At 71.6% G+C, this 11,802-nt stretch carries 13 protein-coding genes; 10 read left to right on the top strand and 3 right to left on the bottom strand.

What is annotated here, in order from left to right; all coding sequences use genetic code 11:
- The first annotated feature begins 33 nt into the window (after positions 1-33).
- Positions 34-1,008: an LLM class flavin-dependent oxidoreductase gene (locus tag ACO06A_RS08030; protein WP_421735487.1), complete on the top strand. Its 975-nt coding sequence runs from the start codon at positions 34-36 to the stop codon at positions 1,006-1,008.
- Here the strand turns inward: ACO06A_RS08030 and ACO06A_RS08025 are convergent.
- Positions 911-1,936 (bottom strand): helix-turn-helix transcriptional regulator, encoded by a 1,026-nt coding sequence (locus ACO06A_RS08025; RefSeq protein ID WP_421735486.1) that lies wholly within the window; start codon positions 1,934-1,936, stop codon positions 911-913. The two genes, ACO06A_RS08030 and ACO06A_RS08025, sit on opposite strands and share 98 nt — an antisense overlap.
- 86 nt (positions 1,937-2,022) lie before the next feature.
- Here ACO06A_RS08025 and ACO06A_RS08020 point away from each other — a divergent pair, with 86 nt between their 5' ends.
- Positions 2,023-2,976, top strand: a complete 954-nt coding sequence (locus tag ACO06A_RS08020; RefSeq protein WP_421735485.1) for an alpha/beta fold hydrolase — start codon at positions 2,023-2,025, stop codon at positions 2,974-2,976.
- Here ACO06A_RS08020 and ACO06A_RS08015 read toward each other — a convergent pair.
- The gene (locus tag ACO06A_RS08015; protein ID WP_421735484.1) at positions 2,973-3,536 is read right to left on the bottom strand and encodes an adenylyl-sulfate kinase; all 564 of its coding nucleotides are present in this window, start codon (positions 3,534-3,536) and stop codon (positions 2,973-2,975) included. The genes ACO06A_RS08020 and ACO06A_RS08015 overlap by 4 nt on opposite strands.
- Before the next feature lie 39 nt (positions 3,537-3,575).
- Here ACO06A_RS08015 and ACO06A_RS08010 point away from each other — a divergent pair, with 39 nt between their 5' ends.
- The 8 genes from ACO06A_RS08010 (at position 3,576) to ACO06A_RS07975 (ending at position 10,128) form a co-directional block, all read left to right on the top strand.
- Positions 3,576-4,232 carry a quinone oxidoreductase family protein gene (locus ACO06A_RS08010; RefSeq protein ID WP_421735483.1) on the top strand — a complete coding sequence of 219 codons (657 nt, stop codon included), beginning with the start codon at positions 3,576-3,578 and terminating at the stop codon, positions 4,230-4,232.
- Positions 4,124-4,576: a zinc-binding dehydrogenase gene (locus tag ACO06A_RS08005; RefSeq protein ID WP_421735482.1), complete on the top strand. Its 453-nt coding sequence runs from the start codon at positions 4,124-4,126 to the stop codon at positions 4,574-4,576. Before ACO06A_RS08010 ends, ACO06A_RS08005 begins: the two co-directional genes overlap by 109 nt.
- Entirely contained in the window at positions 4,576-5,004 is a 429-nt protein-coding gene (locus ACO06A_RS08000) for a hypothetical protein (protein WP_057209161.1), read from the top strand. Before ACO06A_RS08005 ends, ACO06A_RS08000 begins: the two co-directional genes overlap by 1 nt.
- Positions 4,998-5,213, top strand: a complete 216-nt coding sequence (locus tag ACO06A_RS07995) for a helix-turn-helix transcriptional regulator (protein ID WP_056086683.1) — start codon at positions 4,998-5,000, stop codon at positions 5,211-5,213. Before ACO06A_RS08000 ends, ACO06A_RS07995 begins: the two co-directional genes overlap by 7 nt.
- A gap of 76 nt (positions 5,214-5,289) precedes the next feature.
- Positions 5,290-5,940 carry a DUF4386 domain-containing protein gene (locus ACO06A_RS07990; protein ID WP_421735481.1) on the top strand — a complete coding sequence of 217 codons (651 nt, stop codon included), beginning with the start codon at positions 5,290-5,292 and terminating at the stop codon, positions 5,938-5,940.
- Between the two features lie 9 nt (positions 5,941-5,949).
- Positions 5,950-7,749: an SLC13 family permease gene (locus tag ACO06A_RS07985; RefSeq protein WP_421735480.1), complete on the top strand. Its 1,800-nt coding sequence runs from the start codon at positions 5,950-5,952 to the stop codon at positions 7,747-7,749.
- Between the two features lie 11 nt (positions 7,750-7,760).
- Positions 7,761-9,239, top strand: coding sequence for a leucyl aminopeptidase (locus ACO06A_RS07980; RefSeq protein WP_421735479.1), 1,479 nt, complete (start codon positions 7,761-7,763; stop codon positions 9,237-9,239).
- A gap of 7 nt (positions 9,240-9,246) precedes the next feature.
- A complete protein-coding gene (locus ACO06A_RS07975; RefSeq protein WP_421735478.1) occupies positions 9,247-10,128 on the top strand; it encodes a cation transporter in 882 nt (293 codons plus the stop codon).
- 46 nt (positions 10,129-10,174) lie between these two features.
- On the opposite strand, the gene ACO06A_RS07970 is transcribed toward ACO06A_RS07975, so the two are convergent.
- Positions 10,175-11,743, bottom strand: coding sequence for an AbgT family transporter (locus ACO06A_RS07970; protein ID WP_421735477.1), 1,569 nt, complete (start codon positions 11,741-11,743; stop codon positions 10,175-10,177).
- Between the last annotated feature and the right edge of the window lie 59 nt (positions 11,744-11,802).

Raw genomic sequence — 11,802 nt, 5'->3', positions numbered from 1 at the left:
GAGCGTCGGGTGCATGAGCACGGAGGAGATCAGATGACCGAGCGCGCCGTCGGCGTCATGCTGCCGCGGGACCTGCCCGCGCACCTGTTCCGCACCTACGCGCTGCGGGCCGAGGCGTTGGGGTTCGACGAGCTCTGGGTGGTCGAGGACTGCTTCTTCCGCGGCGGCGTCGCGCAGGCCGCTGCCGCGCTCGCGATGACGGAGCGCATCCGGGTCGGCATCGGCATCCTGCCCGCGGCGGTCCGGAACGCGGCGTTCACCGCGATGGAGGCCGCGACGCTGGCCGAGCTGTTCCCCGGCCGGGTCGACGTGGGCATCGGGCACGGGATGCGCGGCTGGATGACGCAGGTCGGCGCGTGGCCGGCCAGCCCGCTGACCATGCTGGGTGAGCACCTGGAGGCGGTGCGGGCGGTGCTCCGCGGCGGGTCCGTGGACGCCGAGGGCCGCTACGTGAACCTCGACGCGATCGACCTGAACACCCCGCCGAGCAGCGTGCCGCGCGTTCTCGCGGGCGTCCGCGGACCCAAGTCGCTCGCGCTCGCGGGCCGGTGCGCCGACGGCACGATCCTGGCCGAGCCGGTGACGCCCGAGTACGTGGCCGAGGCGCTGCGGCACATCGCGCCCACGCGCGAGCACCGGATCGTGGCGTACTGCGTCGCGGCGGTCGACGACTCCGCCGACGCCGCCCGGGACACCGCCCGGCCGGCGCTGGAGTGGATCGGCGAGCCCGACTGGGACGTGCACATCGCGCCCCTGCCGTTCGCCGACGAGTTCCGTGCGCTGCGGAAGGCGTCGCCGAGCCGCGCGGACTTCGGGGCAGCGATGCCCGACGCGTGGGTCGACCAGCTCGCGGTCGTCGGCACGGTCGACGACGCCCGGACGCGGATCGGTCGGCTGCACGACGCGGGAGTCACGACGACGGTGCTGATGCCGGTCGGCCCGGACCCGCTGGTGGCGCTGGAAACCCTGGCGCGGGTGCTCCGAGGAGGTTCGCGGCGAGCCGCCTGACCGAGTCGGCGAGCTCGGCTGGTTCGATCACGGTGACCGGGGCGGTGAGCGCGATGCGGGCCACGATCAGGGCGAGCCAGTCGAGATCCTCGCTGCGGATCTGGACGACGCACGAGTCCTCCGCCGTCTCGATCGGTGTGTGGTCCACCCAGCGGAGCGCACCCTCGAGCTCGGCGAACGGGGCGTCGACGACGAGCGTCGCTCGATGCTGACCGAACAACGAGCCGAGTGAGCTCGCGACGAAGCTCGGCGCATCGCCGCCCGGGATCTCGCGGGGCGTGAAGTGACTGCCCACCGGCCGAGGCTCGCGGAGCCGATCCAGCCGGAACGTGCGCCAGTCGTCACGTCGTGGGTCCCAGGCCACGAGATACCAGCGGCGGCCGGCGGTGACGAGCTGGTGCGGCTGGACGAGCCGTCGGCTGTCCGTGCCATCACGTCGTCGGTAGTCGAAACGCACGTCCTCACGGTCTCGGCACGCCGCGGCGAGGACGCTGAGCGCCTCGGGGTCGACGACGTCGTCCTCGGCCGGCCGCCGCATCGACGAGACGCTCGAGTGCAGCGCCGACACCCGTCGGCGGAGCCGGTGCGGCAGGAGCTGCTCGATCGTGGTCAGAGCGCGCAGCGACGCCTCCTCCATGCCGCCGATCGCAGCCTCGGCGGCGTAGCGCAGGCCGACGGCGACCGCGACCGCCTCGTCGTCGTCGAGGACCAGGGGCGGCAGGTGCGCCCCCGTGGCGAGTCGGTAGCCGCCGTGCTTCCCCGACGTGGCGTCGACCGGGTAGCCCAGCTCGCGCAGCCGATCGACGTCACGGCGCACGGAACGCTCGGTGATCTCGAGGCGTTCGGCGAGCTCGGCACCACGCCACCAGCGATGGGTCTGCAGGAGCGAGAGCAGCTGGAGCGCTCGACCGGTGGGGTCCTTCCGCATCGTCGCAGTCTGGCATCGATCGAGGACCGATCCTGTCCGCAATGCTTCCTACGGTGGCGGCGTCACCTACCGAGAGGAACGTCGCCGTGTTCGATCCCACCAGCTTTCCCGAGCCGACCTTGATCTCCGTGAACGGCGTGAAGCTCGAAGTCTTCGAAGCAGGCGCGCACAACGCCGGACGACCCGTCGTGCTCTGTCACGGCTGGCCGGAGCACGCCTTCTCCTGGCGCCACCAGGTGCCGGCCCTCGTCGCAGCGGGCTACCACGTCATCGTCCCGAACCAGCGGGGCTACGGGAACTCGTCCCGTCCGACCGAGGTGACGGACTACGACATCGACCACCTGACGGGCGACCTCGTGGCACTGCTCGACCACTACGGGTACGACGACGCCACGTTCGTCGGGCACGACTGGGGGGCCAACGTCGTCTGGGGGCTGGCCCAGCTGCACCCGCACCGCGTGAACACGGTGATCAACCTGAGCCTGCCGTACATGGAGCGCGGCCCGGTGCCCCCGATCGAGTTCCTGGAGGCGGTGTTCGGCGGCGACCTCTACCTCGTCCACTTCAACCGACAGCCCGGTGTCGCAGACGCGGTGCTCGAGGCGAACACCGCCCAGTTCCTGCGCAACCTGTACCGGAAGAACGAGCCGCCCGCGGAGCCGGCGCCGGGCATGGCGATGATCAACCTCGCCCTGGCGGAGACGCCGCGGGGTGAGGCCGTCCTGAGCGACGACGAGCTGGCCGTGCTTGTCTCCGCCTTCGAGTCGTCGGGGTTCACGGGCGGCCTCAACTGGTACCGGAACCTCGACCGCAACTGGCACCTGCTCGCAGACGCGGACCCGATCATCCGCCAGCCGACCCTCATGATCTACGGCGACCGCGATCCGGTCGCGAGGTCCGAGAACCTGGCCGAGTTCGTGCCCCACGTGGACGTGGTCAGCCTGGACTGCGGTCACTGGATCCAGGAGGAGAAGCCGGAGGAGACCAACCAGGCGATCCTGACCTGGCTGGAGCAGCAGGGTGCCAACGGGCTCGGCTAGAAGCCGAGGAGGTCGGCGATCTCCGACGCCACCGTGGAGGGCGCCCGGCCGACGTTGCTGACGACCGCGTCCTCGACGCCGGCCGTGACCAGCAGGTCGGCGAGCACGTCGGTGCGGGCCAGGTGCCAGTCGCGCTCCGGGCCGGGGTCGTGCCGGGCGACCAGGCGCGCGTGCCGGGCATCCGCGGGCGCGTCGAGGCGCACCACCCGCACGGCCTCGCCCAGGGCGTCCGCGTAGGCGTCGCGCTGCGCTGCGGTCTCGACGACCCGGGGCAGGATCAGGACCTCGAGCCCGGCGTCACGCCAGTGCGGGCGCATCGCCCGGAGGTGGTCGACGACCACACGCTCGTTGAAGGGGTCGTCGGGCGGCGCGGGTGTCTCGTTGGCGACGGCGTCGACGTCGAGCTCCCCCGCCGCCCGCCCGCGCGCCAGGAGCTCGTTGCGCAGGGCGGCCGCGACGGTGGTCTTGCCCACCCCGACGGTCCCGGAGATCATCACGACGTCCATGGCCGCCATGATCCACCATGTAAAGAACTCTTGACACGGTGTCTGGTTCGCCATACCTTCGCTGTGTCAACAATTCTTTACACGGAGGCTCCGATGGGCGTCGAGACCGAGACCCGTACCATGCAGGCGATCGTCCAGAGCGCGTACGGAGCGCCGGAGACCGTCCTCACCCACCAGACGGTCGCGCGGCCGGTGCCGAAGGCCGACGAGGTCCTCATCAAGGTCCACGCGTCGTCGCTGAACTTCGCCGACGTCGCCATGGTCACCGGCCGGCCGTCGCTGATCCGGGCCGTCATGGGGTTGCTGCGGCCCCGCCACACGGTTCCCGGCAGGGACGTGGCCGGCGTCGTCGAGGCCGTCGGCGCGGACGTCACCGACCTGGCGGCAGGCGACGACGTCTACGCCGAGGCGACCGCGGGATCGTGGGCCGAGTACGTGGCCGTCCCGGCGAGGTTCGTCGGTCGCAAGCCCGCCACCCTGAGCTTCGCGGACGCGGCGACGCTGCCGCTGGCCGCAGGCACCGCCCTGGACTGCGTCGCCGGGGTCCGGCCGGGGCAGAAGGTGCTGGTGAACGGCGCGTCCGGCGGGTCGGCACGTTCGCGGTGCAGCTGGCCAGGGCGCTCGGCGCGGAGGTCACGGGGGTGTGCAGCGGCCGGAACGTCGAGCTGGTCCAGGGGCTCGGTGCGGACCACGTCATCGACTACGACCGGTCCGACTTCACCAGCACGGGCGAGCGCTACGACCTGGTGATCGACCTCGTCGGCAACCGGACCCTCGCCGCCTGCCGACGGGCGCTGACCCAGGGCGGCACGCTCGCCCTGTCCTCCGGCGGCGGCGGCCAGGTGATCGGCCCGATGGGCCGCCTCGCCCGGGCGGTGCTGCTCAACCCGTTCGTGAGCCAGCGTCTGCGACCGGTGTCGGCCACGCGGAGCCGCGCCAAGCTGGACCGCCTCACCGAGCTCGCCGAGGCGGGGCGGATCGTGCCGGCCCCCGAGCGCACCTACCCTCTGAGCGACGCCCCCGAGGCGCTGCGCCGGCTGATCGCCGAGCACGCCCGCGGCAAGACCGTCCTCACCGTCGCCCAGGAGCGCTGATGTCGTACGAAGAGCGGAACGTCTGGGTGTTCCTCGTCGTCGCCGTGCTCGCCTACGCGGCGTACGTCGTGGTGATCCTCAGCCGCGCACGGGACACCCCGCTGACCGAGGTCGCGTACGCCGGGCCGCTGCTGTGGTCGATCGGCGGCGCGATCGTCGCGTCCATCGTCGGCACCATCGCGGTCTCGCTGGCCAACCGGCGCGACGGCCACCTGAGCGACCAGCGCGACAAGGAGATCAACCGGGTCGGCGAGCGCACGGGTCAGTCCTTCGTCGTGATCGGCGCGCTCGGCGCAATGGTCCTCGCGATGCTCGAGGCTGACTGGTTCTGGATCGCCAACGCGATCTACCTCTGCTTCGTCCTGTCAGCCGTCCTCGGGTCGCTCACCAAGCTCGCCGCCTACCGCCAGGACTTCTCGACGTGGTGAAGCCCACGCAGGTCACCAACGCCATCCGCACCCTCCGGTTCACGCACGGGGAGATGACCCAGGCCGAGCTGGCGGAGCGCATCGGCGTCACCCGCCAGACCGTCATCGCGATCGAGCAGGGCCGCTACTCCCCGTCGCTCGAGATGGCCTTCCAGATCGCCCGCGCGTTCGACGTCCCGCTCGACGACGTCTTCCAGTACCCGGGCTGATCGCCCGCTGAGCACGTCCCACCCGCACGAGGCCACGCGGTCTCGCGATCCGTCCTGCCCACAGAGAGGCACTGCCATGCGCACTGCTCGACTTGCCGGTCTGCTCTACCTCGTCGTCGCCCTCTGCGGAGGCTTCGCCGAGCTGTTCGCCCGGGCGAAGGTCCGCGCGTCCGACGACGTCGCCGCGGCCCTGCGCGAGAACGCCGGACTCATGAAGGTCGCGTTCGCCGCGGACCTCGTCGCGTTCACCGCCTTCCTGCTCGTCGGCATCGCCCTGTACGCGCTGTTCAAGGACGTCCACCGGACCGCCGCGCTCACGATGCTCACCATGAACGCGGTGGCCACAGCGATCCAGTGCCTGAACATGGTCAACCACGCCGGAGCGGTGATGGCGGCGGAGCGGGGTGCCGACGAGCTCGCCGTGCTGCTCCTGGACCTGCACGGAATCGGGTACCTGGTGGCGCAGATCTTCTTCGGGGCGTGGCTGATCCCGCTGGGGTACCTGGTCGTGCGGTCCGGCTGGGTGCCGCGACCGTTCGGGTACGCGCTGGTGGTCGGCGGACTCGGGTACGTGGCGGGGCTGGCCGTGGAGCTCGTGGCGCCGGGCGCGGACGCCGCGTCGATGGCGCTGGGCCTGGTGGGCGGGGCTTCCGAGATCGCGTTCCTGCTGTGGCTGCTGGCGAAGGGTGTGTCCGCACCTGTTCGCGAGCGGGTGCTCGTGCCCTAGTTTGGCGATATGTCCGACGCCACCGTCAGCCTGCTGGTGCTGGCGGGGTGCGTCGGACTCTTCGTCTGGAACCGCCTCTCGGTCGGCGTCGTCGCGATCCTCACCGCGCTGACCCTCTACGCCACCGGCCTGATCACCGCCAACCAGGCCGTCGCCGGGTTCGGGGATCCGGTCGTCGTGTTCATCGCGTCCCTGTTCGTGCTCAGTGAGGGGCTGGAGTCGTCGGGCGTCACCGCGTGGGCCGGTCAGCAGCTGATCGCCCGCGCGGGGACGGCCCGGAACCGGCTGCTGATCGCCCTGATGTTCCTGTCGGCGCTGATGGCCGCACTGGTCACCCCCAACGGCGCCGCGGCCGCCCTGCTGCCGGTGGTGGTGCTGGCGTCGCGACGCTCGAAGCAGTCGACGTCGCAGATGCTCATGCCGCTCGCGTTCGCGGCCAGCGCCGGGGCGCTCCTGGTGCTCAGCGGCAGCACGGTGAACGTCATCGTGTCCGACGCCCTGGTCACCGCCACGGGCGAGCAGTTCGGGTTCTCCGAGTTCGGGCTGATCGGGCTGCCGCTGGTGCTCGCGACGATCGCGGTCTCGGTGCTCGTCGGCCGGCGGCTGCTGCCGGACCGCTCGCCCACCGCCCTGCCCGCCGACTACTCCCGGCACGTCGACACCCTGGTCGAGCACTACAGCCTGGACGTGGGCTTCTTCCGGCTCGCGGTCGACGCGGGGTCCGACGTGATCGGCAGCCGGCGCGAGCAGGTCGAGGTGCCGGACGGCGTCGTGCTCATCGGGGTGCAGCGGTCCACCGGTGAGCCCGCCGCCGAGGACGAGACGTTGAGCGTCGGCGACGTCGTCGTGGTGACGGGCGACAACGCGGGGATCGCGTCCCTGGTCGAGCGGCACGCGCTCGCGGTCGCGACGACGCCGCTGTCCCGGGGCACGCGCGAGGCGCTGCTCGGCCGCGAGGTGGGCGTCGCCGAGCTGGTGGTCCGGCCGCGCTCGCGGGTGATCGGTCAGGTCGTGTTCGCGGGGCTCGTCCGCTCCGGTGTCACGGTGCTCGGCGTGCGCAGGCTGGGCAAGGACCGTGGCGCGGACCACCTGGTGCTGGCCGAGGGCGACTCGCTGCTGGTGCACGGTCCGTGGCCCGCCGTCGAGGCGTTCGCGACCGGCGACGACGTGCTCATCGTGGACAGCCCCGAGCTGGTCCGGCGGCAGACCGTGGCGCTCGGGCCGACGGCGTGGCGGGCGGTCGCGGTGCTCGTCGTGACGGTCGCGCTGCTGGCCACCGGGGTCGTCCCGCCCGCGATCGCCGGGCTGATCGGGGCGACGCTCATGGTGATGACCGGCGTGGTCGGCGTCCCGCAGGCCTACCGGGCGGTGTCGTGGCAGGTCGTCGTCCTGGTCGGCGGGCTCATCCCGCTGTCGGTCGCCATCGCCTCGTCCGGCGCGGCCGACCTGGTGGCCGGGTGGCTGGTGGACATCGTCGGCGACGGCGGCCCGCGCGTGGTGCTGGCCACCCTGTTCGTCCTCACGCTCGTGCTCGGCCAGGTGGTGAGCAACACGGCCACCGTGCTCATCGTCGCGCCCATCGCGGTCGCCATGGCCGATGCCTCCGGGGTGGCGCTCGCACCGACCCTCATGCTCGTCGCGGTGGCCGGTGCCGCGTCGTTCCTCACCCCGATCGCCACCCCCGCGAACATGATGGTCATGGGTCCGGGCGGCTACACGTTCAGCGACTACTGGAAGCTCGGCCTCGCGACCACGCTGGCGTGGTTCGTCGTCGCCATCCTGCTCATCCCTGTCATCTGGCCCACGTAAGGAGCACGACGATGACGTTCGACCCGATCCCCTCACGCGCCCTGTTCGAGGACGTCTCGGTCCGTGTGGCGCCGCCCGGTGCGGGAGCCGGACGCGCCCTCGGGCTGGCCGTGACCACCACCGGCGAGGTGCCGTCGGGGGTCCCGCTGGACCGTTCCGCGCTCACCGAGTGGGGGTTCCGCGGGTCGGTCGGCGAGATCCTGATCCTGCCGCGCGAGGGCGGCGCGGTGGTCGCGACCGGCGTCAGCGACGACCCGTCCGACGCCTCGTTGCGCGACGCGGCGGCGGCGTTCGCGCGGGCCGCAGGGCGCGACGACGTCCTGACCACCGACCTGGTCGGAGCCGGCGCCTCGGTGGAGAGCGCCGCGCAGGCGGTCGTCGAGGGGATCCTGCTCGGCCGCTACCGGTACGACGCCCTGAAGACCGACCCGTCGACGGTGCCGGTCCGGGAGATCGTGCTCCTCGTGGCCGACGAGTCTGCCGACGACGCCCGCCGCGGAGCCGACCGAGGCGTCGTGCTCGCGCGCGCGGCGTCCCTCTCCCGCGACCTGGCCAGCACCCCCGCCGGCCACCTCACCGCACCGGACCTGGCCGACATCGCCGTCTGGCTGGCCGGCGAGCACGGGCTGGACATCGAGGTCTTCGACCAGGAGGCCCTGATCGAGATGGGCTGCGGCGGTCTGCTCGGTGTGAACGTGGGGTCGGTGGTCGAGCCGCGCATGATCGTCATCCGCTACGTGCCCGCGACCGAACCGACAGGTCACCTCGGCTTCGTCGGCAAGGGCATCACCTACGACTCCGGCGGCATCAGCCTCAAGCCGTCCAACGCGATGCACGCGGCGATGAAGATGGACATGAGCGGTGCCGGCGCGGTGCTCGCGGCGATGACCGCGCTCGCGGACCTCGACGTGCCCGTCGCGGTCAGTGCGTACCTGGCCTGCACGGACAACATGCCGTCGGGCTCGGCCACCAAGCTCGGCGACGTCCTGACCAGCCGCAGCGGGCGGACCATCGAGGTGGTGAACACCGACGCCGAGGGGCGCCTCGTCATGGCCGACGCGATCGCGCTCGCGAACGAGGACGGCGTGGACGCAATCGTGGACATCGCCACGCTGACCGGGGCTGCCCTGGCCGCGCTCGGCATGCTGACCGCGGCCGTCATCGGCAACGACGACCGCATGCTCGACCTGGTCGAGGCCGCCGCCGAGCACACCGACGAGCAGGTGTGGCGGCTGCCGCTGGACCGCCGGTACCGCAAGCAGCTGGACTCCGAGGTGGCGGACATCAAGAATCTCGGCGGCGAGTACGCGGGGGCCATCACCGCGGCGCTGTTCCTGGCCGAGTGGGTGGGGGACACCCCGTGGGCGCACCTCGACATCGCGGGGACCATGCGGTCCGACGCCGACGACGCCTGGCGCACCAAGGGCGCGACCGGGTTCGGCGCGCGGCTGCTGGTGGAGATCGCGTCGACGTTCACGGCCGTCCGGTGATCGCGACGTGACCGAGCGGCGCGCGATCCACGAGTCGATCGCGGGGGCCGCCGTCCTGGGCACCCTCGCGGTCGTCTGGGGCATCGCTGCCCAGTCGCGCGTGCTGCTGTTCGACGGCGCGTTCATCCTGCTCGGCATCGTGCTCTCGGCGCTCTCCCTCATGGCGTCGCGCGCCGCCGCGGAGAGCCCCACCACCCGGTTCCCGTTCGGCAAGGCCGCCGTCACGCCCCTGGCCATCGCGGTCCAGGGCGTGGCGCTGCTGGGCACGTTGCTCTATGCCGCGGTCGACGCCGTCGCGATCATCACGGCCGGGGGCTCGGACGTCGCGGCCGGCACCGTGGTCGCCTACGGGCTGATCACGATGACGTGCTCCTACGCGCTGGCCCGCTGGCTGACCCACCGCGCGCCCTCGTCGGAGCTGGTGGCCGCCGAGGTGGCCCAGTGGCGGGCCGGCGCGCTGCTGAGCCTGGTGTTCGCCCTGGGTGCGGGTCTCGCGCTCGCCCTGTCGTCGGTCGGCGACGTCGTGCGCTACGTCGACCCGGTCCTGGTGCTCGTGGCGTGCCTGGTGCTGGCGCCGATCCCGCTGCGGCTGCTGCGGGCCGCCGGGCTGGAGCTGCTGGAGGCGGCGCCACCGCCCCTGGTGCAGGACACCCTCGACGCGGCGGTGGCGTCGGTGCGGGCGCAGTTCGGGCTCGACGAGCCGTTCGTCCGCTCCACCAAGCTGGGCAGCCGGCTGTACGTGGAGGTCGACTTCGTCGTGCCGTCCGGCGAGTGGGACGTGGCCGGCGAGGACCGCGTCCGCCGCGCGCTCATCGGGCACCTGGAACCGCTCGGGTACGAGCTGTGGGCCAACGTCGAGCTGACGACCGACCCGGAGCTCGCGCGGTGACGACGGTGCTCGAGCCGCGCTCTTCACGCGAGCACCAGGGACGTCTCTAGTTCAGGTAGATCGACGCCCCCGGGCCAAGCGGGATGCCCAGGAGGTACCAGACCACCAGGAGCGCGGACCAGGTGATCAGCAGCACCACGGTGTACGGGAGCATCAGCGAGATGACGGATCCGACGCCGACCTTGCGGCGGTACCGCTCGGCGAAGATCACGATGAGCGCGAAGTACGGCATCAGCGGCGTGGCCACGTTCACGGGTGAGTCGCCCACGCGGTAGGCGGCCATGGCCAGGTCCGGGGAGATGCCCAGCTGGATGAACAGCGGCACGAACACGGGCGCGAAGATGGCCCACTTGGGCACGACGCCGCCGATGAAGATGTCGATGATCGCGGTCATCGCGATGAGCCCGAGGATGAGCCAGACGGTGCTGAGGTTGGCGGCCTCGAGGGTGTCGGCCATGTTCACCGCGGCGATGGTGCCCAGGTTCGAGTAGTTGAAGTACGCGATGAACTGGCTGATCACCAGCAGCAGGAAGATCAGGCCGGAGAGGCCGGCGATGGTCTTGGTCATCGGGTTGATGACGTCCATCGAGCCGTGGATGGTGCCGGCGCCCTTGCCGTAGGCCAGGCCCATCACGAAGAAGTACACGAGGATCAGGAAGATGATCGAGTTCAGCAGCGGGGAGTCCTCGATCAGGCTGCCGGTCTCGGGGTTGCGCAGCAGGGCGTTCGGCGGGAGCGAGAGCGCCAGCACGACGGCCGTGGTGCCGAGGAAGGCCCAGAACGCCCAGCGCAGGCCGTTCTTCTCCTCGTCGCTGAGCTCCCCGGAGGGCGGCTCGTCCGACTCCGACGGCCCCTCCGACGGGTGGTAGACCCCCAGGCGCGGCTCGACGAACTTCTCGGTGAGCAGCGTGACGACGACCGTGACCAGGAGCGTCGAGACGATCCCGAAGAACAGGTTGCCGGTGATCGCGACGTGGTTGGCGGGGTCCGCGATCGCCTCGTTGGTGATCTCCGCGAGCATCCCGTCGACGGGCGTGATCAGCACGTTCACCGCGAAGCCGCCGCCGACTCCGGCGAACGCGGCCGCGAGGCCGGCCAGCGGGTGCCGGCCGAGCGACAGGAACACCGCGGCGGCCAGCGGGATGAGGACCAGGTAGCCGGCGTCGGTGGCGATGGAGGACAGGACGCCCAGCAGCACGATGATGAACGTGATCGCGCGCGGCGGGGTGACCTTGACCAGCCGCTTGATGAACGAGGCGATCAGGCCGACCTCCTCGGCCATGCCCACGCCGATCATGGCGACGACGATGACGCCGACCACGCCGAAGTTGTTGAAGTTGGCGACCGGTGAGGTGAACACGAACCGCAGGCCGTCGCCGTCGAGGAGGCTCTGCGCGGCCACCGTCACGGTGATCGGCTCCTCGGCGCCGATCTGCGCCTGCTCGAACGTGACGGTGCTCCCGGCCGCCTGGAACACCGCCGAGAGCACCATGATGAACGCGATGAGGATGAGGAAGATGATCACCGGATGAGGGACCTTGTTGCCCACCCGCTCGATCCAGTCGAGCACCCCTTGCAGGGGCGACGGCTTGGCGACGACCTCGGCCTGGCTCATGGGCGCTCCCCTGCTCGAACCGCTGTGTGCTCGACGCTAGCGAACGACCGGACATTTCT

Source organism: Cellulomonas sp., assembly GCF_965229465.1.
In the GTDB taxonomy this organism is placed as follows: domain Bacteria; phylum Actinomycetota; class Actinomycetes; order Actinomycetales; family Cellulomonadaceae; genus Cellulomonas.
The sequence above is the reverse complement of the archived record's forward strand: the minus strand, read 5'-3'. Positions and strand labels throughout refer to the sequence as shown.